The organism is Parasphingorhabdus sp. SCSIO 66989 (assembly GCF_032852305.1).
In the GTDB taxonomy this organism is placed as follows: Bacteria; Pseudomonadota; Alphaproteobacteria; order Sphingomonadales; family Sphingomonadaceae; genus Alterisphingorhabdus; species Alterisphingorhabdus coralli.
In genome coordinates this window covers 740,430-761,337 of the sequence record NZ_CP136594.1, presented here as the reverse complement: position 1 = coordinate 761,337, position 20,908 = coordinate 740,430, and the positions used below count along the sequence as shown (strand labels likewise).

At 57.9% G+C, this 20,908-nt stretch carries 21 protein-coding genes and 1 tRNA gene; 8 read left to right on the top strand and 14 right to left on the bottom strand.

What is annotated here, in order from left to right:
* Positions 1-77: 77 nt before the first annotated feature.
* The 4 genes from metH to RB602_RS03470 all read right to left on the bottom strand — a co-directional run bounded on the left by metH (position 78) and on the right by RB602_RS03470 (position 5,884).
* Positions 78-2,699 carry a methionine synthase gene (gene metH, locus RB602_RS03485; protein ID WP_317082986.1) on the bottom strand — a complete coding sequence of 874 codons (2,622 nt, stop codon included), beginning with the start codon at positions 2,697-2,699 and terminating at the stop codon, positions 78-80.
* 151 nt (positions 2,700-2,850) lie between these two features.
* On the bottom strand, positions 2,851-3,912 hold the full coding sequence (locus RB602_RS03480) for a homocysteine S-methyltransferase family protein (RefSeq protein ID WP_317082984.1): 1,062 nt from the start codon (positions 3,910-3,912) through the stop codon (positions 2,851-2,853).
* Positions 3,909-4,856, bottom strand: a complete 948-nt coding sequence (gene metF / locus RB602_RS03475; RefSeq protein ID WP_317082982.1) for a methylenetetrahydrofolate reductase — start codon at positions 4,854-4,856, stop codon at positions 3,909-3,911. The genes RB602_RS03480 and metF overlap by 4 nt, the downstream gene beginning before the upstream one ends.
* Positions 4,853-5,884 (bottom strand): ArsR/SmtB family transcription factor, encoded by a 1,032-nt coding sequence (locus RB602_RS03470; protein WP_317082980.1) that lies wholly within the window; start codon positions 5,882-5,884, stop codon positions 4,853-4,855. Before RB602_RS03470 ends, metF begins: the two co-directional genes overlap by 4 nt.
* A 152-nt stretch (positions 5,885-6,036) precedes the next feature.
* Here RB602_RS03470 and RB602_RS03465 point away from each other — a divergent pair, with 152 nt between their 5' ends.
* A complete protein-coding gene (locus tag RB602_RS03465) occupies positions 6,037-6,393 on the top strand; it encodes a hypothetical protein (protein WP_317082979.1) in 357 nt (118 codons plus the stop codon).
* 21 nt (positions 6,394-6,414) lie between these two features.
* Entirely contained in the window at positions 6,415-6,654 is a 240-nt protein-coding gene (locus tag RB602_RS03460) for a hypothetical protein (protein ID WP_317082977.1), read from the top strand.
* Between the two features lie 49 nt (positions 6,655-6,703).
* Here the strand turns inward: RB602_RS03460 and RB602_RS03455 are convergent, their stop codons facing one another.
* The 5 genes from RB602_RS03455 to RB602_RS03435 all read right to left on the bottom strand — a co-directional run bounded on the left by RB602_RS03455 (position 6,704) and on the right by RB602_RS03435 (position 11,777).
* A complete protein-coding gene (locus RB602_RS03455) occupies positions 6,704-7,807 on the bottom strand; it encodes a serine hydrolase (protein WP_317082975.1) in 1,104 nt (367 codons plus the stop codon).
* 132 nt (positions 7,808-7,939) lie between these two features.
* Positions 7,940-8,263 (bottom strand): hypothetical protein, encoded by a 324-nt coding sequence (locus tag RB602_RS03450; protein WP_317082974.1) that lies wholly within the window; start codon positions 8,261-8,263, stop codon positions 7,940-7,942.
* A 236-nt stretch (positions 8,264-8,499) separates the two neighbouring features.
* A complete protein-coding gene (hslO, locus tag RB602_RS03445; protein WP_317082972.1) occupies positions 8,500-9,414 on the bottom strand; it encodes an Hsp33 family molecular chaperone HslO in 915 nt (304 codons plus the stop codon).
* Between the two features lie 231 nt (positions 9,415-9,645).
* Positions 9,646-10,581, bottom strand: coding sequence for an ornithine carbamoyltransferase (argF, locus tag RB602_RS03440; RefSeq protein WP_317082971.1), 936 nt, complete (start codon positions 10,579-10,581; stop codon positions 9,646-9,648).
* Positions 10,578-11,777 carry an aspartate aminotransferase family protein gene (locus RB602_RS03435; protein WP_317082969.1) on the bottom strand — a complete coding sequence of 400 codons (1,200 nt, stop codon included), beginning with the start codon at positions 11,775-11,777 and terminating at the stop codon, positions 10,578-10,580. The genes argF and RB602_RS03435 overlap by 4 nt, the downstream gene beginning before the upstream one ends.
* Before the next feature lie 255 nt (positions 11,778-12,032).
* Here RB602_RS03435 and RB602_RS03430 point away from each other — a divergent pair.
* Together RB602_RS03430 and RB602_RS03425 are read left to right on the top strand one after the other, a co-directional pair.
* Positions 12,033-12,109, top strand: a tRNA-Arg gene (locus RB602_RS03430).
* A gap of 101 nt (positions 12,110-12,210) precedes the next feature.
* Positions 12,211-13,182: a protochlorophyllide reductase gene (locus RB602_RS03425; protein WP_317082967.1), complete on the top strand. Its 972-nt coding sequence runs from the start codon at positions 12,211-12,213 to the stop codon at positions 13,180-13,182.
* A 47-nt stretch (positions 13,183-13,229) separates the two neighbouring features.
* Here the strand turns inward: RB602_RS03425 and RB602_RS03420 are convergent, their stop codons facing one another.
* Positions 13,230-13,628 (bottom strand): PaaI family thioesterase, encoded by a 399-nt coding sequence (locus RB602_RS03420; RefSeq protein ID WP_317082965.1) that lies wholly within the window; start codon positions 13,626-13,628, stop codon positions 13,230-13,232.
* A gap of 102 nt (positions 13,629-13,730) precedes the next feature.
* Here RB602_RS03420 and RB602_RS03415 point away from each other — a divergent pair, with 102 nt between their 5' ends.
* Complete coding sequence (locus RB602_RS03415; RefSeq protein WP_317082962.1) at positions 13,731-14,345, top strand: TetR/AcrR family transcriptional regulator; 615 nt, start codon at positions 13,731-13,733, stop codon at positions 14,343-14,345.
* 173 nt (positions 14,346-14,518) lie between these two features.
* On the opposite strand, the gene RB602_RS03410 is transcribed toward RB602_RS03415, so the two are convergent.
* From RB602_RS03410 to RB602_RS03395, 4 genes are all read right to left on the bottom strand, one after another.
* Positions 14,519-16,276: an SPFH domain-containing protein gene (locus RB602_RS03410; protein ID WP_317082961.1), complete on the bottom strand. Its 1,758-nt coding sequence runs from the start codon at positions 16,274-16,276 to the stop codon at positions 14,519-14,521.
* A gap of 71 nt (positions 16,277-16,347) precedes the next feature.
* Complete coding sequence (locus tag RB602_RS03405; RefSeq protein ID WP_317082959.1) at positions 16,348-17,487, bottom strand: M14 family metallopeptidase; 1,140 nt, start codon at positions 17,485-17,487, stop codon at positions 16,348-16,350.
* On the bottom strand, positions 17,484-18,074 hold the full coding sequence (locus tag RB602_RS03400; protein WP_317082957.1) for a DUF4136 domain-containing protein: 591 nt from the start codon (positions 18,072-18,074) through the stop codon (positions 17,484-17,486). The genes RB602_RS03405 and RB602_RS03400 overlap by 4 nt, the downstream gene beginning before the upstream one ends.
* Positions 18,075-18,101: 27 nt before the next feature.
* Positions 18,102-18,731, bottom strand: coding sequence for a DUF4136 domain-containing protein (locus RB602_RS03395; protein WP_317082955.1), 630 nt, complete (start codon positions 18,729-18,731; stop codon positions 18,102-18,104).
* A 187-nt stretch (positions 18,732-18,918) separates the two neighbouring features.
* Here RB602_RS03395 and galE point away from each other — a divergent pair, with 187 nt between their 5' ends.
* The 3 genes from galE to RB602_RS03380 all read left to right on the top strand — a co-directional run bounded on the left by galE (position 18,919) and on the right by RB602_RS03380 (position 20,907).
* The gene (galE, locus tag RB602_RS03390) at positions 18,919-19,944 is read left to right on the top strand and encodes a UDP-glucose 4-epimerase GalE (RefSeq protein ID WP_317082953.1); all 1,026 of its coding nucleotides are present in this window, start codon (positions 18,919-18,921) and stop codon (positions 19,942-19,944) included.
* A 135-nt stretch (positions 19,945-20,079) separates the two neighbouring features.
* Positions 20,080-20,205: a type B 50S ribosomal protein L36 gene (gene ykgO / locus RB602_RS03385; protein ID WP_004210176.1), complete on the top strand. Its 126-nt coding sequence runs from the start codon at positions 20,080-20,082 to the stop codon at positions 20,203-20,205.
* Between the two features lie 84 nt (positions 20,206-20,289).
* Positions 20,290-20,907: an HAD family hydrolase gene (locus tag RB602_RS03380; protein WP_317082951.1), complete on the top strand. Its 618-nt coding sequence runs from the start codon at positions 20,290-20,292 to the stop codon at positions 20,905-20,907.
* Position 20,908: the final 1 nt, after the last annotated feature.

The following is a 20,908-nucleotide window of genomic DNA, read 5'->3' as shown; positions in this document are numbered from 1 at the left end:
GGAGCAATCCAGAGCATCTAGTGCCGCTCTGGATTGCCGCGTCGCTTCGCTCCTCGCAATGACGTAGTCTTCTTGTATCAATCCATATTAGGACGCAGCCAGCGGCGGGCGATATCGATATCCACGCCGCGCCGAGCAGCATAATCGGTAAGCTGGTCCTCGCCGACACGCGCGACGCCGAAATAGTCCGATTCCGCATGGCCGAAATAAAAGCCGGAGACAGCCGCGGTGGGCAGCATGGCAAAGCTCTCGGTCAGCGTAATGCCGGTATTTTCGGTCGCGTTGAGCATATCGAACAAGATCGGTTTCTGGCTATGGTCGGGGCAGGCCGGATAGCCCGGTGCCGGGCGGATGCCGCGATATTGCTCGCGGATCAGCGCTTCATTGGTGAGCTGCTCATCGGGCGCATAGCCCCATAACGTGGTGCGCACATGCTGGTGCATCCGCTCGGCAAAGGATTCGGCCAGACGGTCGGCCAGTGCCTTGAGCAGGATGTCCGAATAGTCGTCATGATCGGCCTTGAACCGTTCAAGATGCTGATCAATGCCATGGCCTGCGGTAACCGCAAAGCCTCCCATCCAGTCGCCTTCGGGATCGATAAAGTCAGCAAGGCACATATTGGCACGGCCTTCGCGCTTCTCTACCTGCTGCCGCAGAAACGGCATGCGGATCGTCTCGCCATCAGCCTCGATCAGCACATCATCGCCGTCGCGCTTGCAGGGCCATAAGCCGACTACGCCTTTGGCGGTAAGCCATTTCTCGGAGATGATTTTATCGAGCATCTTCTGTGCATCATCAAACAGGCTGCGCGCACTTGGGCCGACAACAGAGTCATCAAGTATCTTAGGGTAGCTCCCCGCCAGTTCCCAGCTGCGGAAGAAGGGCGTCCAGTCGATCGTCTCAACCAGGTCCTGCAAATCCCAGTCCTCATAAACATGCAGACCCGGTTGCTTCACCGGCGTTGCCTTCATGCTCATATCGGCGACAAAGCCATTGGCGCGCGCGGTTTCCAGAGGCACCAGTTGCGACTTGCCGCGCCCCTCGCGCTTGGCACGGACTTCGGCATAGTCATTGGCGGTGCGCTCGATAAAGCCATCGGCTTGCGTCTCGCTGACCAAAGTTGATGCCACACCCACGGCGCGGCTGGCATCGAGCACGTGCACGGTCGGGCCGGAATACGCCGGCGCTATACGGAGCGCAGTGTGCACTTTGGACGTGGTCGCGCCGCCGATCAGCAACGGGCGCGTCATGTCCGCCTTTTCCATTTCCTCTGCGACCGTCACCATCTCATCTAGCGACGGGGTAATCAGGCCCGACAGGCCGATCATATCGGCGTCATTCTCGTTCGCGGCTTTGAGGATATCCTGCCACGGCACCATCACGCCGAGATCAACGACCTCAAAGCCATTACATTGCAGCACCACGCCGACGATGTTCTTGCCGATATCGTGCACATCGCCCTTGACCGTGGCCATGATGACCTTGCCCTTGCCTTTGGCACCCTCTTCTTTCTCCGCCTCGATAAACGGGAAGAGATGCGCCACGGCCTTCTTCATAACACGCGCGGATTTGACCACCTGGGGCAGGAACATCTTGCCCGAGCCGAACAGATCGCCGACGACGTTCATGCCGTCCATCAGCGGCCCTTCGATGACCTCAATCGGCCTGCCGCCGCGCTCCTTGACCGCCAGCCGCATTTCCTCGGTGTCATCGACGATATGCGCGTCTATGCCCTTGACCAGCGCGTGCTCCAGCCGCTTGGGCACATCATAGCTGCGCCATTCCGCGGCTGCCTTGTCCTCTTCCTTGGATTTACCGCGGAAGCTCTCAGCCATTTCAATCAATATCTCGGTGGCGTCGCCGCCATTCTTCGGCTCACGGTCGAGGATCACATCCTCACACGCCTCGCGCAGCGCCGGGTCGATATCGTCATAGATATCGAGCTGGCCGGCATTGACGATCGACATATCCAGCCCGGCGGGGATGGCGTGATAGAGGAACACGCTGTGCATCGCCCTGCGCACCGGCTCATTGCCGCGGAAACTGAACGACAGGTTGGAGAGACCGCCGGAGAAATGCACATGCGGGCAAGCTTCTTTGATCTCTGCCACCGCCTCGATAAAGTCCAGCCCATAGCGGCGATGTTCGTCAATCCCGGTGGCGACGGCAAAGACATTGGGATCGAAGATGATATCTTCCGGCGGAAAACCGATGCCGGTGAGCAGCTTATAAGCGCGGATGCAGATTTCGACCTTGCGGTCCTTGGTGTCGGCCTGGCCGGTCTCATCAAACGCCATCACCACCACGGCGGCGCCATAGGCCATGCATTTGCGCGCATGGTCGAGAAATTCCCCCTCGCCTTCCTTCATGCTGATCGAATTGACAATCGGCTTGCCGGACACGCATTTCAGCCCGGCCTCGATCACCGACCATTTGGATGAGTCAATCATGAATGGCACCCGGGCGATATCCGGCTCGGCGGCGATCAGCTTGAGGAAACGCGTCATCGCCTTTTCGGCGTCGAGCAGCCCCTCATCCATATTGATGTCGATAATCTGCGCACCATTCTCCACCTGCTGGCGCGCGACTTCGACAGCGGTATCATAGTCGTCATTCATGATCAGCTTCTTGAACCGTGCTGATCCGGTGACATTGGTACGCTCGCCAATATTGACGAATTGGGTTGAGGATTGGGTCATATCTCTTTTGTTTCCTAATTCCTCTCCCTTGGGGGAGGGGAACCATGCGCAGCATGGTGGAGGGGCACAGGCCAATAACACTGTGCTTGCGGCCTGTGCCCCTCCACCTCGCCCTGCGGGCGCGGTCCCCCTCCCCTTTCAGGGGAGGATTTTACGCCGCCATGGTGAAGGGTTCGAGGCCCGACAATCGCGTCTGCACCGCAACCTCGGGAATGGTGCGCGGCGCTTCGCCATCGACCATCTTCGCCATTGCCGCGATATGGCCGGGTGTTGTGCCGCAGCATCCGCCAACCACATTCACCAGACCGTCTTCCACCCAATGGCCGACCTGCGCCGCCGTCTGCTCGGGCGTCTCGTCATATTCACCCAGATCATTGGGCAGCCCGGCATTGGGATAGGCCATGATGATGGTATCGGCAGCCGCCGACAGCGCCGCGAGATGCGGCCGAAGCTGGTCGGCGCCGAAGGAACAGTTCAGGCCCACGGTGAGCGGCTTGACATGGCGAATGGCGTGCCAAAAGCCTTCAACCGTATGGCCTGACAAATTGCGACCGGCCATATCGGTAATCGTCATCGAGATCATCAGCGGCACATCGCGCCCGGCGGCCAGTGCCGCCTCGCGCGCCGCCATCGCCGCCACCTTGGCGTTCAGCGTATCAAAAATGGTCTCGATCAGGATGAAGTCGACCCCGCCCTCAATCAACGCATCGCACTGTTCGCGATAGACGGCGAGCATCTCGTCATAGTCCACTTCACGAAAACCGGGATCATTGACATCAGGCGAGAGCGACAGCGTCTTGTTGGTCGGCCCGATAGCCCCTGCGACAAAGCGCGGGCGTCCATCCTTGGCGGTGGCACGATCACAGGCCTCGCGCGCCACCCGCGCCGAGGCGATATTGATATCGCGCACCAGATGCTCGGCGGCATAATCGGCCTGGCTAATGGTGTTGGCGCTGAAGGTATTGGTTTCGATGATGTCCGAGCCAGCGGCAATATATTCATCATGGATATCGGCAATCACATCGGGCCGGGTGATCGACAAGATGTCATTATTGCCCTTCTGGTCCGCAGTGACCTCCATATCGCCGCGATAATCGGCCTCTTCCAGATTGCGGTTCTGGATGGCGGTGCCATAGCCACCGTCGAACAGCAGGATGCGCTCCTTGGCTATTTGCTTGAATTGCTCGCGTGCTGATTGTGCCTGGGCGTTCATTCCGCCGCCTCCTTCAGCGCCGATGACTTTGCCCGCATGCCCAACAAATGGCAGATGGCGAAGCTGAGATCAGCACGGTTCAATGTATAGAAATGGAAATTGCGGACGCCACCGGCATAGAGCCGACGACACATCTCCGCCGCGACCGTAGCCGCAACCAGCTGGCGGGTCGCCGGATGGTCATCCAGCCCTTCAAACAGATCGTCCATCCATTGCGGTATCTGCGCGCCGCACATGCCCGAGAATTTACGGGTCTGCGCAACATTGGAAACCGGCAATATGCCTGGCACAATCTCTGCATCAATGCCCGCCGCCGCGGCCGCATCGCTGAAGCGGAAATAGGCATCGGGCGAAAAGAAAAACTGGGTGATGGCACGATCTGCCCCGGCATCCAGCTTGCGCTTCAGATTATCGAGGTCTGCCTGCGGGCAATCCGCCTCGGGATGGGTCTCGGGATAGGCGGCCACCGAAATCTCGAACGGCGCAATGTCCTTCAGCCCCTTTACCAGCTCTGCCGCACTGGCATAGCCTTCAGGATGCGGCACAAAACCGGTCGCGTCATCGGGCGGATCACCGCGCAGCGCCACAATATGGCGCACACCCGCTTCCCAGTATTGCTCGGCAACCTCGCGAATTTCCTGCTTGCTGGCATTGACACAGGTCAGATGCGCCGCAGCAGGCACATCGGTCTCGCGGATGATCCGCGCCACCGTGCTGTGCGTGCGCTCGCGTGTCGAACCACCCGCGCCATAGGTTACTGAGACAAAGCGCGGCGCCAAAGGCGCCAGCGTCGTCATCGTGTTCCACAGCGTCTCTTCCATCTTAGCGCTTTTGGGCGGGAAGAATTCAAACGAGACGGCGACATCATCGCCGGATAGCCCAGCAAAGAGCGGGGTATCCAGCGCAGTGCGCGCTTCTTTCAACTGATCAAGCGAAAGTGTCATACAGATTGTGCCTTTTGGGGATTAAGAGATTGGGGGGATTGATCGGCGTGCTTGTTCTGTAACTCAACGGGAGAAACAGGCGCCTTGCCGACCCAGATTTTGATCGTCAGCGGATCGCCTTTAAGCGTGCTGCTCTCCGACAGGGTTATACCAGCGGCGGCCATAAAGTCGCGAATCTGCGTATCGGCAAAGCCGAGACGCGCATGCGCATCGCGGCTGCGCAATTCTTCCAGCGCATGCGGAGCGAAGTCGATGATCGCAACCGTGCCACCAGGGGCAAGAGCGCGGCCAATCTGGGCGATCACTTCGCCGGGATTATCGGCATAATGCAGCGCCTGATGCATGATGACGCTGTCAAAACGCGCTTCATCCACCGGCAGGCTGTAAAAATCGCCGAGCAACAGATCGACACGATCCGGGCCGAGCGGCTCCAGCTTGGCACGCGCCAGACGCAGCATATCCGGGCTGTTGTCCACCGCAGTCGCATGATCAACCCGCGAGGCCAGCAATTCAACCATCCGCCCGGTGCCGGTGCCGACATCAAGCAGATCGCCAAGATCATCACCAAGCAGCGCCAGCAAGGCCGCTTCCACCTTGTCATCTGGCTGGTGCAGGCTGCGAATAGCGTCCCATTCATCGGCATGGGCAGCAAAATACTGCGCCGCCTGTTGCGCACGCTGAGCGCGGATCGCTTCCAGTTGCGCAATATCGCTATCACGCTGTCGCGCCATATCGCTGCTCAAAAAATCATGCTGGCTAAGCAAATCACGCAGCATCCTTGCGCTGGCGATGCCGCTGGAGGTCACATTAAGCCGCAAAAATACCCAGCTGCCTTCCTTGCGCCGCTCGGCAAGGCCTGCCTCTACCAAAATGCGCACATGGCGCGAGACGCGCGGTTGACTCTGGTCAAGCACTAACGCCAATTCACCCACAGCAAGCTCCATTTGCTGCAAAAGCAGCAAAATTCGCAGCCGAGTCTCGTCAGCCAAAGCCCTAAAGATGGTAAGCATATCCATTTCGAGCATCATATAAAGATTTCTTTATATGAGGTCAATTGCCCAAAATGCAGGGCATTTTAAACGATGTTACACGATTTAGCGCACCAGATAGTCGCTTCACCATTGCCATGTTCCCTAACGTCTATTAATGACGTCGCGGATTTTCAATGGAGTATGAGATCATGACCAAGTTTAACCGTTCCCTGATTATGGCTGCACCGCTGGCTCTGGCCCTTGTTGCTTGTGGCGAAACCGCAACTGACGAAGGCACCGAGTCGGAAACCGCTGCTGAAGAAACCATGGAAGCTGCTGACGGCGAAGCCATGACCGCAGAAGGCGAAGGCGCCGAAGCTGGTGAAGCTGCTGAAGGTGCTGCTGCTGAAGGTGAAGCTGCTGCTGAAGGCGCTGAAGAAGCTGCTGAAGAAGGCAAGTCCGCTGTTGAGCAGGCTGTCGACAGCGCAGTAGACAAAGCTGAAGACAAGGCTGACGAAGCTGCTGCAAAGGCAGTTGACAAAGCTGCTGACAAAATCGGCCTCTAATTGAAGAGACCGTTTACGCTTATGCGTAATAGGGGCCTCGGCCCAAAGCTATTCCCGCATGCTGTCATGGCGATGCTGCTTTTGACAGCATGCGGACCAGCTGAAAATGACCCCGGCCCGGGCGGCGTTACCGCCGGAGAGGCAAAAATGCTTGATGATGCGGCAGAAATGCTGGACGCGCGCCAAGCCGATTACGGATCAGCCGTAGAACAGGAACAAGCCGCCGCGACCGACGAAGCAGCCCCTGACAAGGCCCAATAGGGCTTTCCCATAACAAAGAAATCAAAGCAGCCGTCACGCTGCGGAACTGCTATGGCCTATGTGTATTCGCCACTGCGCGCGACACATTCTGCATCAGCGTCATCCTCTCCGGGATCGGCGCGGTTGTATCTGCCAGCATCACCACCACGGCATAGCGCGTACCATCCGGCGCGGTCATAATCCCGATATCATTATAGCCGGTGGAGATGGGCGGCAGCACCTGGCCCGTGCCAGTCTTGTGTGCGAACTGCCAGCCCGTCGGCACGCCACCCTTAAGCCGTTTCGGCCCGCTGCGGGTGCGGCTCATGACATTCAGGATCAATCGCGTGGATTCTTCAGACAATAATTCACCGCGCGCCAATTTGGCCAAGGCATTGGTGATCGAATCCGGGCTGGCACCATCAATCGGGTCTTTCAGATAGGCATAGAGCGCCTTGCGCCGCGCTTCATAGGACTGTTTGGAACGCTCCGCCTGAAACGCGCGCCCTTCGGACATATATTGCCGCCATTCAATCCCGGCTATCTGGCTCTGGAGCAGCCGCTCGCCCGGGCCAAAACGGATTTGCCCGAGATTGTTGCGGGCAATAAAATCGCGCACAGCATCCGGGCCGCCGGCATGGCGCAACAAGGCATCATTGGCGCTGTTATCGCTGCGGGTAATCGCCTGATCGAGCAGCGAGCGCACTGTCTCGACAATTTCCCCATCCCGCTTCACCCGCGCCGCCATGGGCTGGTGAAACAGGGTCAGGTCTTCCGGGCCGATGCGGATTTCGTCATCCAGGCTGACCTTGCCCTGATCGACCTTGTCGAGCAACGTCAGCGCCACCCAGAGCTTGGATACGCTTTGCTGCGGAAAATATTGATCGCCGCGGTGCGACAAAGACCAGTCACCATCAATACGCCGCACCGCAATACCGGTCTTGCCGGGGAAAGTACGCCACAAGTCAAAAAGACGCGTTTCCAAAGCTGCCGGGACCTGAGACCGGGTCGAGCGCCCGGGCAAAGGCACAGCCGCCGCGGTAGCAGCGGCTTTGGCGGGCGTCTGTGCCGGCGAAGACTGGACCTGACTGTTGCCGGGTGACACACAGGCCATAGACGCCAGCAGCAGCGGTAGCGCTATGGAAGAGCGAAACGGGGGAAGAGTTGTGATCATGGACAGCATATTGACGCGCACCAGATTTACCAATGATGAAAAGTGCTTTCATCATGGCGCGCACCGCTTCGGCTGTGGAGCCGAATGCGGCAGAAGATTCAGCATTTACGACAGATTGTTAGCCGCCAAGTCCTAGTTGCAGCTGCCCACATGCCGCGCTTCGACGTTGAACTGAAACGGTGCATTGTTGAACAGGCCTTGTGAACTAATCTGCGCGAGGCCAGCATTCTCCATTTTCAGCGAGGTATAGCCATGACCTTTAGTGCCGCCGCACTGATAATAGACATAACCTTCATCGCCCTTTTCGCGCAGCACCTCACGCTGGCATAGCGGCCCACGGTGACGCAATTGCAGCAATTGCTTGCGATCACGCACACAGACACGATCAACAGAGCCGCCATTGGAGCGGTCACGAATTTCCCACATGCCGAGCTTCAAGGCACTCAGCCAGGGCATAGCCTCCTGCGCCGATAGCGGTGCCGCTAACGGACTAAGCAGCACTGAGGCCGCAATCAGAACTTTGCCCAAAAAACGCATTGTGGTTCGTATCACCTTCTCAATAATTCCAAACCCTTACCCTCTATATAGTAAGGAAATAGGGCGATTTCATGGTGATTTCGGACATAAACTGTAAACACAGCGCACAAAAAGGGCAGAAAAACCGGCCAAAGCGGCAAAATCGTATGTAACCGTTAAAGTCCCTCAATAGCGAATATCCGCGAGCAAAAGGCACAATCGACCTGGATAACGCCATTGGCATCACGCATGTCCTGTCGGTCTTCCTCGGGGAAGCGGCCCAGTATTTCGCGGTAACGCTCAATCGAACAACGGCAACCACGGCTGAGATGGCTGCCCGGTTCGACACGGATTTCGTCTTCCTCGTGGAACAGACGCCATACCAGTTGCTCCATGCTGAGCGTGTTGTCGAGCAACTCCTCATGGCTCAGCGTTTCGGCCAATATCGCGACATGCTCCCATTCGGGATGGTCATGCCGCACATGCAGCCGCTCACGGCCTTCCTCACCATCAGGCAGATGCTGCAGCAACAGGCCTGCACCGCGGCAATCTGTCTCATCGGCATTGATTGCCACTTTGATCAGGGTCGGGATCTGCTCTGACTGAAAGAAATAATGCTGGCACGCAGCAGCGAGCGAATCCCCTTCTATCGGGACAATCCCCTGATACCGCCCCTCGCCGCCATCGCGGTCAAAGGTGATCGCCAAATAGCCGGTGCCGAACAGTGTTTCGAGCGACGCATTGGCGCCAAGGTCGCCCGCCCGCGCCTCATCAAACTGGGCATAGCCGCGCAGCTCTCCGGCGCGATAATCGACGACCAACAGCGAGATAACGCCATCTTCTGATTGCGCCTGCATGGTGAGCTGGCCACCGGCGGATTTCAACAGCGAGCCGAGCAATGTCGCCAACACCAGCGCCTCGGCGAGCACCAGCTTAATCGCCACCGGATAGTCATGCGCCGCCAAGATCTCGGCCATCACTGCCTCAAGACGCACGGCACGGCCCCGCACCGAGCGTTGCGGCAAAAAGAAACGCAATGGTTGATCGCGGAAAATCTCGTTTTCCGTTGCAGAGGGAAGAAGGTCAGTCATGGACGATCATATAAGATGTGATGCTGGATGTTTTTAGACTTGAAGCGTCAATCCATTTCTCAAGCCCCGCGCAAGCGGATCGAAAACTTAGTCTCGCACAAAGGCGCAAAGGAACAAAGAATCTGTTTCCTGCTGCACACTCTTCGTGCCTTTGCGCCTTTGTGCGAGTATATAATTGAGCCTCGGCTCCGCCTATGCAGGGCTGGCGGGTTAGACAGAGCTTTATCGTTGCTAGATTTGGCCAAACACCCAGCGCAATATCGACTTCTGTGCATGAATGCGGTTTTCCGCCTCATCCCAGATCGCCGATTGCGCCCCGTCCAGCACGCCATCGGTCGCCTCTTCACCCCGATGTGCGGGCAGGCAATGGAGGAACAGAGCATTGTCACGCGCATGCGCCATCAGCGCCTCATTGACTTGAAACGGCATCATAGCCGCCAGCTTGGCTTCGGAATCCTCTTGCCCCATGGAAACCCAGGTATCGGTGACGACGACATCGGCGCCTTTCACCGCCTGAACCGGGTCATGGGTGATGGTAATCGCCGAACCCGCTGCGCGCGCACGGGCAATAAACCCGGCATCAGGCTCATAGCCTGGCGGCACGCCGATGCGGACATTGAAGAACATCATGCCCGCTGCCTCGATGATCGAGTTGGTGACATTATTGCCATCGCCGAGCCATGCCAGCTCCAGCCCCGGCAGTGCCTTGCCCGCCTCGATAATCGTCAGCAGATCAGCCATGATCTGGCAGGGATGCGACAGATCGGTCAGACCGTTGATGATCGGCACAGTGGCGTGGCGCGCCATATCCTCGACTTTTTGATGATCATCGGTCCGCAGCATGACGACATCGGCCATGCGGGACAGCACCCGCGCGGTATCGGCTACCGTTTCGCCCCGGCCAAGCTGTGTCGTGCCCGCGTCGAGCACCACCGCCGATCCGCCAAGCTGGCGTATCGCCATATCGAAGGACACACGCGTGCGGGTCGAACTTTTCTCAAACACCATGGCCAGCACATGGCCATCCAGCGGTGCATCACTATCCTGGCGTCCACGCGGCCAGTGCGCCCGCGCCGCCTTGCGGTCAATCGCATCGTTCAGCATAGCTGCCACGGCATCCGGCCCGGCATCGCTGAGGTTCAGGAAATGGCGCATATCGGCGGTCATTCGGCTGCTTCCAACTGTGCCTGATAGCTGCGCGCACCGGCGGAGAGCTTTTCAATGCACTCATCAATATGGCTCTGCTCGATAATCAACGGCGGCAACAGACGCACAACATTGTCGCCAGCCGCAACCGCCAAAAGGCCATGATGGTCACGCAAATGCGCCACAAAAGGACGACTCTCAACCTTCATTTTGAGGCCCAGCATCAGGCCGACGCCGCGCACATGATCGAACAGCGTGTCATGATTGGGGATCAGCTGGTTAAGCGCCGCAGTAAGACGCTCGCCGGTGTTGCGCACACCTTCGAGAAACTCTTCATTGTTCACCACGTCGAGCACCGCTTCGCCCGCGGCCATAGCCAGCGGGCCACCGCCATAGGTGCTGCCATGACTGCCAAAGCCCATGCCGCGCGCCGCTTTTTCTGTGGCAAGGCAGGCACCAACCGGGAAGCCGCCGCCCAGACCCTTGGCGCTGGCCATAATGTCCGGCTCCACGCCATAATGCTCATAGGCGTAAAGATGCCCGCTGCGCGCCACGCCGCATTGCACCTCGTCAAACACCAGCATCATGTCGTTATCGTCACACAGCTTGCGCAGGCCCTGCAGAAATTCGCTGCTTGCCGGGCGAATGCCGCCCTCGCCCTGAATCGGCTCGACCAGGAAACCAGCCGTATCGGGCCCAACCGCAGCAGCAGCGGCTTCAAGATCATCAAATTCGACATAGCGAAAGCCCTCCAGCAACGGCTGGAAGCCATGATGCATCTTTTCCTGATTGGAGGCGCTGATCGTCGCCATGGTACGGCCGTGAAAGGCGTTTTTGAAGGTGATCAATACCCGCTTCTTGGCATCGCCATCGTCATGCTGATGATAGGCCCGCGCCGTCTTGATCGCACATTCCACTGCCTCGGCACCCGAATTGGTGAAAAACACGGTATCGGCAAAGGTACTGTCAACCAGCCGCTGCGCCAGCCGCTCTCCTTGCGGGCTGCCATACATGTTCGACACATGCATCAGCGTCGCCGCCTGCTCCTGAATCGCCTTGGTCAGATGCGGATGGTTATGCCCCAGCAAGTTTACCGCAATGCCGCTGGCAAAATCAAGATAGCGCTCGCCATTCTCGCCAATCAGATAACAGCCCTCGCCCTTGACGGGCCGCACATCGCAACGCGGATAAACGGGCATAAGCGGGGTGATGGTCATGGGCGGCAAACTCCTGGTGTTCTACTTCTCTTGGCCGGGCGCTGGCATGCAACCACCCGAAAACAGCAAAGGCGGCCCGGAACAATGCCGATCCGCCTTGCAACACAGGCGTCCAATATAGCGAGGCGGCAATAGGTGGGTCAACACATGTCGGCGCTTTCGCCCGATTGCACCCTTGCCGATCCAAGAAAGATTCCCACTGGCGCGCCGCCAAAGCTTTTGCTAGGCGCTCCTTCGCTGATCACATAGCATCACGCACCCGTAGCTCAGCTGGATAGAGCGCTGCCCTCCGAAGGCAGAGGCCAGAGGTTCGAATCCTCTCGGGTGCGCCAACTCTAACATGAATGGCGTTGGCAGTTTACTCTATCATATCGCAGATTTTACGTTACTCTGGCGCAAGTTTGATCATTAATTGCAACAGTGTAGGACTGCCATGGCTTCTTCCCCCCATAAGCTGGCGATCATAACCGGTGCGTCGTCTGGTGTTGGATTGCATGCAACAAAGGCACTAATCGACCGGGGTTGGCATGTGATCATGGCCTGTCGCGATTTGGCCAAGGCTGAAGCTGCGGCCCAAGAGCTGGGCCTGCCCAAACAAGCCTATGAGATTGCGCATATTGATCTCGGTTCGCTCGACAGCGTGCGCGCCTTTCATGCGGCGTTTCGCGGTGACAATCCGGATGCCCCTCGCGCGCTTGACGCGCTGGTATGCAATGCCGCCACCTATATGCCGCTGCTGAAGGAACCGCTGCGATCGCCAGAGGGCTATGAACTCAGCGTGGCGACCAATTATTTTGGCCATTTCCTGTTAGCCAATCTGATGCTTGAAGACTTGCAGGCCGCGCCCACGCCGCGGCTGGTGACGCTGGGTACGGTCACCGCCAATTCCGAAGAGTTTGGCGGCAAGATACCGATCCCGGCTCCGGCTGATCTGGGCGATTTTGATGGGCTGAAGACAGGCTTCAAAGCCCCGGTTGCGATGATTGACGGCAAGGATTTCAAGGCGGGCAAGGCGTATAAGGACAGCAAACTGTGCACCATGATGATGAGCCGCGAGCTGCATGCGCGCTACCATCAGGAGACCGGCATTATCTTCAACACGCTTTATCCCGGCTGCGTCGCTGACACCCCGCTGTTCCGCAATGCGCCGCCTTTGTTTCAGAAGATATTCCCCTGGTTCCAGAAAAATATCACCAAGGGCTATGTCTCCCAGCCACTGTCTGGCGAGCGGGTTGCGCAGGTGGTCGATGACCCGGACTTTGCGCAATCAGGCGTGCATTGGAGTTGGGGCAATCGCCAGAAACAAGGCCGCGATGCCTTTGCCCAGGGTCTGTCAGACAAGGCGACCGATGCGAAGCGATCAGAACAGCTTTGGGAGTTGAGTGCCAAGCTGGTTAGCCTGTAACTGGTGACAACCTCCGCCTGTTCGCGGATGCTATAACCTGCAGCCTCTCACAGCACCAGCTGCGTCTGGGTAATCAGCGCTACCTGCTTGTCAGCCTGCGTTCTGATCTCGGTCTGCCAGACCGACATGCGCCCGCCAATCTTCACCGGCTTGGTCACACCCGTCACCGTGCTACCCTGCTTCGCCGCACCCAGAAAATTGGTCTTGCTCTCAATCGTTGTGGTGCCATTGGCACCTTTTGGAAGCGAGAGAAACGCACCCACCGCGCCTAATGCATCGGCAAAGGCCATGATTGCGCCGCCATGCATGATATTGTTGGTCGTGCACAGATCATCACGCACGACAAGCTCTCCGGTCACACGCTCGGCGCTGGCATCGGTAATAGAGACGCCCATCAGGCGCGAGAAGGGCATGGTGTCGGCGAGATTTTTTGGCATTTCGGACATGAGGACTCTCCTACTCAGGGCTGGAATCATGGCTTTTATTTACATAACAAAATTATGTTATGTTAGTTGGCATAGCTTGGCAAAGTTGGCAAGTGGGTATGGATGACAGATAACAACGCGACTTCAGATGGCCGGGCGAACCGCAGCGCCGAGACGCAGGCGCGCATCATTGCCGTTGCTCGCGATGAATTTGCCGAACATGGCTTTGGCGGTGCCTCGCTCGCCGCCATTGTGCGTAAGGCGGATGTCACCACCGGCGCGATCTATCATCATTTTGCAGACAAAAAGGGCCTGTTTCAGGCGGTGGCGGAACATCTGGAGCAGGAGATACTCGATCATGTCGCTGCCCTGCCGCCATTGGATGATCCCTGGGAGGCGTTCGCCCAGCGCATAGGCGGGGCGCTCGAGATCTGTGCTCGCCCGGATATTGCCCGCATCGTGTTCAAAGAAGCGCCGAGTGTTATCGACCCGGTGACCTGGCGCGAGATCGAGATGCAATATGCCTTTGGCAAAGTCTGTATGGAAATCGGCGCGCTCGCTCAGGCCGGGGTGATTGATGCCCCCAATGCGGAGTTGACATCCAAAATCCTGCTCGGCGCGATTATCGAGGCGGCACATATGGTGGCCTCTTCGGAGGACAAAGAGAGCGCTTTGGTGGAAGCGCAATCGGCCATTCTCAAAATGGTAACGGCACTAAGAAATCCGGCACAAGGTTAGATTAGGTTTCATAGCCTTCCCCCTGAAGGGGGAAGGTTGGATGGGGGTGTGCGATGCTGATGGCTTGGGCGCTCGGCCTGCGGCCTCGCTCCCCCTCACCTAACCTCTCCCCGCCGGGGAGAGGAACTCTTCTGTATTCAACGTCCCAAGATACTGGATTTGGTCGCGCGGAATCAGCATTGCCCCGAACCGATGCGGCAATTGGTGCGTGCGCCGGAACGGGACAGATAATAGCCGCTGGTGTTGAACTTGCTGACGCCGCTCCAATAATCAATGTCGGGCGGCGTGTACCACGTGCGGCTTGAGCTGCTCGGCGGCGGCGCAGGGCGTGTCGCTTCAATATAGCGGTTGCGTTCAGCGACATAGGCGTTCCATTTTTCAATCCGCTGTTGCCGCTGATAGGCGGCATAGGCCGCATTCTGGCGACGTTGCTCTGCCATCGCTGCAGAGCGCTGGATGGCACGTTGCCGTTCTGCCCGTTTGCGTGCCTCCATCTGCGCCTTGAACTGGGCTATACGGTCTTTTTCCCGCTGCGCCGCCCATTGCTCCGATTCCCTTATGGTGGCAATCATATAGCTCTCGAGATTGCGCGCCGGCATGGTCTTGGACCGAGACATGGTGAACACCTTACAGGAACGGTCTTCACAACCGCGCTTGTAAATCTCCGCAGTGCCATTTTCATGCACGAGATACAGGCCATTTATCCATCTGCGATCCCGCATCTTGCCATAGCTTTTGCCAGGATTACGATCGCTGACAATCGTCCCGACGTCGCGATAATGCGCACCAGTAACCGAGCGCATAATCTCGTCATAACTCGGCAGCGTGCCTTTCAGGCTGACGATCGCCCAACGATCGCCAACCTCGGTCTGCCATTTGGCGACCCAGCCTGCAGGCACTCTTTCATTCTTTCTACAGCAGAGGATATCGCCATGGGTCGCCTCGATCAGCTTAAGCTCAAATGGCACATAATAGTCGTTCGTATATTCCCGCTCAAACGGGAACATCCCCATCGGCCTGATCCCGATCAAATTGCCCGGCGCTGCCTTATAGCCGAGCTGATCGGTATAGATTGGGAAGTAGAGATGATCGTCGCTATCGGCGGTAAAAAACAACACATGCTTCTTACTTGGAACCCCGCTTAGGGTCAGCACCTTGTAACCAGGCAATATCGTCAGATCGGACGTCTGGTTGAAAGTCAGCGCGCCCGTCTCCGGATCGGGCAGAACGGCAACGTCATGGACGACACCATCGGCGTTGCGAACCCGCGCAATCGCCGCGCTGCCAACAGAGAATATCTGACTGAATTTCACACCATGCCCGCCGCCCGCATTATAGGAGGCGAGCACCAGATTATTGATCTGGCCCAATATCGCGCCTTCTGGCGTGAACAGCGTGGCTGTCGCCGTCCGCTTGTCTTCACCTATGGCAAGAGCATAAACCGGTGCGGCCCAGAACGGCGCGCCGCGTCGCCCGGTGCCGCTGCCATTTTCCGAATAGAGAAAGGCGCTGAGCTTTACCCGGCCGATATCCTGACAGCCCTTCTCCATATGGCGCTTTATGCACCAGGTCCCGTCCATTTTCCGCGCGAAGGAGAAATCGGGACCGCCCGCTTCAATGTCGCGATATCGTGGTTCGACGACCCAGCGCGGTTGCGCGCCCGAGAGATCAATGACGCCGTTAATCGTGTAGTATTTGCCCTTGGCGGTATAGACGACCCTTTTGAGATGCTCGGTGCCGCTATGCTCTTTGGGTTCATAATTGCGCAGCCTGGCAAAGCTGAAATCCTTGGCGGGTGCCTTGGTTTCATATTTTGCGGCGGGGACTTTTTTGAATTTGGGATTGTCCGCTGCCATTGCCGATCCGGTGACCGCCAGCAGGCATATGCTGAGAAATGCGGCACAAACTCTGAAAGTATCGCTTCGGACCATGGCATATCCTCCCATATGGGAGGATATGACGCAGCCTATTCCCGGTCTTGTAAGAAAGCGACAAAACCGCTTCAGGCGAAATCGTCCACCATCTCCGCCAGCACCGCGAGACAGTCATCCCCCAGCCGCTTGCAGCGTTCCGGGCTCCAGCCCTGTTCTGCATCGGGCAGGTCGCGATTGTCCTTGAACGGCATTTCCAGCGTCATCGCGACACAGCCATGGCTTTTGGCAAAGCGCTCGGCGACCTGATTGGTCGACATGGAAAGATTGGCCTTGCCCTTGGGCGCGACTGGATAGCCGAGTTCGGTCTGGAAATCGGGCGTGCGCGCGGCGAGCAGATTGCGATAGCGATGATAGAGTTCGCCCTGTTTCTCAGTCCATGACGGGATGCCCTCAAAACCGGCGATAAACACCGCCGGGATCGCCTCGTCACCATGGACATCTATGGCGAAAGCACAGCCGGTTTTATCCATAGCGTTGCGAACACAAAGCACTTCGGGGCTGCGCCCGGGCGTCGGATCGTGCCATTCGCGATTGAGGTTCACGCCGGCATAGTTGGTGCGCAAATGGCCGCGGCGGCTGCCATCGGGGTTCATATTGGGAACAACATAAATCCGGCATTTTTGGCGCAGCAACCGGGCATGGGGATCGGCGGGATCGGTGAGCTTTTCCAAAACCCCTTCCATCCACCATTCGGCCATGGTTTCACCCGGATGCTGGCGGGCATAAAGCCAGACCGGAATATCGCCCTCGCCCATTTCGAGGCAATCCATCGGCTGGCCTTCGAGACTATGGCCGAGACAGCGATAATCGACACCTTCCGCTGACGCCGCTTCCGCGACCAGATCATGATGCCGCTCCATAGAATAGGGCGCGAAATAGGCGAACCAGCAGATGCCCGAAGCCGGTATATGACGAATGGTCAGCGTGCCGCTCTGCTTGTCATAGCTGCTCTCGGCACGCTCCCAATAGTCTCGGTCTTCGCTGACACAGGCGGCATAGTCAGGCCAGCCCTGCGGATAGGCGGAGTCTGTGAGGCCGGTAATCTCCAGCACCACCTCCTCGCCCGGATCGGCGGCGAGGCGGAAATGGAACCATTGAAAGAAATCGGACTCGCGGTCCTTGTTGATGGTCAGTCGGGCGTGAGTATCGGATTGCTCGACGACAACAATATTGCCGGAATCGAATGCGCTGCAAATGTCATGAATCATGGCACCGAGATAGTCTCACCCGAGCGGCCTGGGAAGTCGCTAAATACCGCTGAGAGCATTTTATCGGCACAGGCCGCAGGGGTGGCCTCGGGTGTCCCGGGCTTGGCCTCGCTTTGGCCGCGTGCTTCCCATAGCGCATCACCTTGCTGACGATCATTGATGGAAACGCGCAAGCGGCAATAGACACGTTGCGGGCTGCCGCCAAAAGGGATGGTCAGCGTGCCGCCAACGGAGCCGCCCGTGCCGATGGCCGCAGGGCCGCCGCCGGTCAATATCGCCCGGTCATCGGCATTGCGCGTGTCCAGCAGGCGATAGTCTATAGTGGCAATCTGGTCGCTATTCTGGGCGGAATTGACCACATCATAGCCCTGTCCGATCAATATCCGGGCCAGCCGTTGCTCAAAGGCCGCATAGCCGCTGGTCGATAGCTGGGTTTCATCAAGCGGGACTATGGCAATGCTGCCCCGCCCCAGTTCCGCTGCACGCTCGGGCAGATGAAAACGGGTTATCTCGCCCGGCGCTATGGGCGTGGTACAGGCTGTGACCAATGCGGCAGATGCCAGCAATATCAGACAGGAAAAGCGCATAGCGCTGTGTTGCCGGATGCGGCCCCGTTAGTCCACCTCGATTGTCGCGCCGGACTCACCGGGAAACCCGGTAAACAGCGCCGCGGCAATCTTGGCCGCACCGAGCTGCGGCTCCGCTTCGGGCGAACCAGGCTTGGCTTCGCTGATCGCCTGGCCTTCCCAGAGGCGGACATCATCAGCGGCGCGCTGAATGATCACTTCCATGCGGGTGAAGATACGCTCGCTGCTGCCACCGCCAAGATTAAAGCCGACGCCCAGGCCTCCAAAGCCGCCGCCACGGCCGCCAAAGCTGCCCCCGCCGCCGCCAACGCCGACATTGACCGGGCTGCGGGCATTGCCGGTTCTGCGCGTCTGGCTCTCATAGGCCAATGTCGCTAGCTGATCCGGCGAACTACCCGCATCGACCACTGTATAGCCAAGGCCGGAAAGCTCACGCGCAATCGCCGCGGCATAGGCGCGAAATTCAAGGCTGTTGCCATCAAATCCATCTGCCGGGACCACAGCAATGCTGCCCGATGTTGCAGCAGGCGTCTGGTCCATCACATGGAATCGCCGCACCTCGACCGGGCCAACAGGTGTGGTGCATCCGCTGACCACAAGCGCGCCGCAAAGCGCGAGCAAAAGGGCGATGCTACGGGCAGAAAGGCTCTTCAACATAATGACTTCATCCTTGTCCTGATCGCGACAGCATAGACCAAAAGGCCCAAATGCGCGATCCAAATGGGGTACAGACTTGTAACAACTGGTTCTTCACCATTTGGCATTAGCGCTATAGAGGGTTGCGCATTAAGCGCGGATTACTGACTTTTATCGAGTCAAAAGCGTTCTTTACCAAGGGTCTATTATGGCATTAGGACATTCCAGCAAGCCATCACGTCCAACCGTTCTGGTCACTGGTGGTGCTGGCTATATTGGCAGCCACGCGGTGCTGGCACTGCGCGATGCCGGATGGCCGTTGGCGGTGATCGACAATCTGGTCACCGGATTTCGCTGGGCGGTGGCCGATGATGTGTCGTTTTATGAAGGCGATATTGCTGATGCTGGCTTAGTGAGCAAAATCATCGCTGAACATCAGATTGGCGCGATCATGCATTTTGCCGGGTCGGTAGTGGTGCCGGAATCGGTCAGCGATCCTCTGAAATACTACCACAACAACACCGCCAAAAGCCGGGCGCTTATCGAGGCGGCGGTGAAGGACGACGTCAAGCATTTCATCTTCTCCTCAACCGCCGCGACCTATGGCATTCCCGAAGCGATACCGGTGCGCGAGGATTGCCCGCAGCGCCCAATCAACCCCTATGGCATGTCCAAGCTGATGACCGAGATCATGCTGCGCGATGTGGCTGCAGCACATCCGCTCAATTTCTGTGCGCTGCGCTATTTCAATGTCGCTGGCGCCGATCCTGAGGGCCGCTCCGGCCAGTCCACTGCCGGGGCGACGCATCTGATCAAGGTCGCGGTCGAGGCAGCTCTGGGCAAGCGCGACAAAGTCGCGGTGTTTGGCACCGATTTTGATACAGACGATGGCACCGGTGTGCGCGACTATATCCATGTTACCGATCTGGCTAATGCGCATGTGCTGGCGCTGGAAAAGCTAGTCGAATCGCCGCAAGAAAGCCATTTCCTCAACTGCGGCTATGGCCATGGCTATTCGGTGCTGGAGGTGCTGGATGCCGTGGATCGCGTCACCAACAGGCCGATAACCCGCGAAATGGCGGGCCGCCGCGCTGGCGATCCTGATGCGCTGATTTCCGACAATAGCGCGATAAAGGCACGCTTTGGCTGGCAACCGCGTCATGATGATCTCGATCAGATTGTCAGCGATGCGCTGGCATGGGAACGGAAACTGGCGGAAAAACACGGTCGCTAAGCGCAATGCGCGCTTGACTTGCCCCCCGCTTTTGCATTATCCGCCCGGCTTCGCATTACACGCGAGTCACCTGATCCGCCGGACCATCAAGAGTTTTCGGCGCTCATGGCTTGCGAACAACAAGGCAGATGACAGATGAAGATTCGCAATTCGCTTAAATCGCTCAAGGGCCGTCATCGCGACAACCGCGTTATCCGTCGTCGTGGCCGCACCTATGTGATCAACAAGACCAACCGCCGTTTCAAGGCGCGTCAGGGCTAAGCCCGCGACGACCGGTTAATCCATAAGAAACCGCCCCTTGACCGGGCGGTTTTTTATTGTCCGAAATAGTCATCAAGGCGTGTTATGACTGAGATATCCAATGTCATTTTCGATGTCGGCAATGTCCTCTATCAATGGGATATTCGCGCACTCTATGGCAAGCTGATCGACGACCCCGAGCGGCTTGACTGGTTTCTCGACAATGTCGTGACGCTGGAATGGCATTTTCAGCATGATGCAGGTCGCGAACTGGCGCCGATGGTGGCCGAGCTGGTCGCTGAATGGCCGGAGGAACGAGAACTGATCGAAGCCTATGTCCCACGCTGGCTGGAGACTATTCCGGGACCGGTGCCAGGGTCGCTGGCATTGGTGGAAGAACTTCATGCACGTGAGGTGCCAATTTTCGGTATCACCAATTTCGGCGTTGAATTCTGGGCCATGTTCCGTCCAACAGCACCAATATTTGATCTGTTCGGCGACATTATCGTTTCCGGCGCAGAGAAAATGATGAAGCCCGATCCGCGTATCTACCAATTGGCTCAACGCCGCTTTAAGGTCGATCCGTCGGCAACGCTGTTCATTGATGACCGTCAGGACAATGTCGACAGTGCCCGCGCCTGCGGCTTTGTCGGGCATCAATTCCAAAATGCCGATGCCCTGCGGGCTGAACTGGAAAGCCATGATTTGCTAGGCAGGCGTTAGC

What these genes read in the sequence shown, in the direction of transcription:
- RB602_RS03435 (WP_317082969.1), bottom strand. Translation starts at nt 11,777, where the DNA reads ATGACCATCACCCCGCTTATGCCCGTTTATCCGCGTTGCGATGTGCGG.
- metH (WP_317082986.1), bottom strand. Translation starts at nt 2,699, where the DNA reads ATGACCCAATCCTCAACCCAATTCGTCAATATTGGCGAGCGTACCAAT.
- RB602_RS03470 (WP_317082980.1), bottom strand. Translation starts at nt 5,884, where the DNA reads ATGATGCTCGAAATGGATATGCTTACCATCTTTAGGGCTTTGGCTGAC.
- galE (WP_317082953.1), top strand. Translation starts at nt 18,919, where the DNA reads ATGGCATTAGGACATTCCAGCAAGCCATCACGTCCAACCGTTCTGGTC.
- RB602_RS03415 (WP_317082962.1), top strand. Translation starts at nt 13,731, where the DNA reads ATGACAGATAACAACGCGACTTCAGATGGCCGGGCGAACCGCAGCGCC.
- RB602_RS03420 (WP_317082965.1), bottom strand. Translation starts at nt 13,628, where the DNA reads ATGTCCGAAATGCCAAAAAATCTCGCCGACACCATGCCCTTCTCGCGC.
- argF (WP_317082971.1), bottom strand. Translation starts at nt 10,581, where the DNA reads ATGACCGCCGATATGCGCCATTTCCTGAACCTCAGCGATGCCGGGCCG.
- RB602_RS03410 (WP_317082961.1), bottom strand. Translation starts at nt 16,276, where the DNA reads ATGGTCCGAAGCGATACTTTCAGAGTTTGTGCCGCATTTCTCAGCATA.
- RB602_RS03460 (WP_317082977.1), top strand. Translation starts at nt 6,415, where the DNA reads ATGCGTAATAGGGGCCTCGGCCCAAAGCTATTCCCGCATGCTGTCATG.
- hslO (WP_317082972.1), bottom strand. Translation starts at nt 9,414, where the DNA reads ATGACTGACCTTCTTCCCTCTGCAACGGAAAACGAGATTTTCCGCGAT.
- RB602_RS03450 (WP_317082974.1), bottom strand. Translation starts at nt 8,263, where the DNA reads ATGCCCTGGCTGAGTGCCTTGAAGCTCGGCATGTGGGAAATTCGTGAC.
- ykgO (WP_004210176.1), top strand. Translation starts at nt 20,080, where the DNA reads ATGAAGATTCGCAATTCGCTTAAATCGCTCAAGGGCCGTCATCGCGAC.
- RB602_RS03480 (WP_317082984.1), bottom strand. Translation starts at nt 3,912, where the DNA reads ATGAACGCCCAGGCACAATCAGCACGCGAGCAATTCAAGCAAATAGCC.
- RB602_RS03465 (WP_317082979.1), top strand. Translation starts at nt 6,037, where the DNA reads ATGACCAAGTTTAACCGTTCCCTGATTATGGCTGCACCGCTGGCTCTG.
- RB602_RS03400 (WP_317082957.1), bottom strand. Translation starts at nt 18,074, where the DNA reads ATGCGCTTTTCCTGTCTGATATTGCTGGCATCTGCCGCATTGGTCACA.
- RB602_RS03395 (WP_317082955.1), bottom strand. Translation starts at nt 18,731, where the DNA reads ATGTTGAAGAGCCTTTCTGCCCGTAGCATCGCCCTTTTGCTCGCGCTT.
- RB602_RS03380 (WP_317082951.1), top strand. Translation starts at nt 20,290, where the DNA reads ATGACTGAGATATCCAATGTCATTTTCGATGTCGGCAATGTCCTCTAT.
- RB602_RS03425 (WP_317082967.1), top strand. Translation starts at nt 12,211, where the DNA reads ATGGCTTCTTCCCCCCATAAGCTGGCGATCATAACCGGTGCGTCGTCT.
- RB602_RS03455 (WP_317082975.1), bottom strand. Translation starts at nt 7,807, where the DNA reads ATGATCACAACTCTTCCCCCGTTTCGCTCTTCCATAGCGCTACCGCTG.
- metF (WP_317082982.1), bottom strand. Translation starts at nt 4,856, where the DNA reads ATGACACTTTCGCTTGATCAGTTGAAAGAAGCGCGCACTGCGCTGGAT.
- RB602_RS03405 (WP_317082959.1), bottom strand. Translation starts at nt 17,487, where the DNA reads ATGATTCATGACATTTGCAGCGCATTCGATTCCGGCAATATTGTTGTC.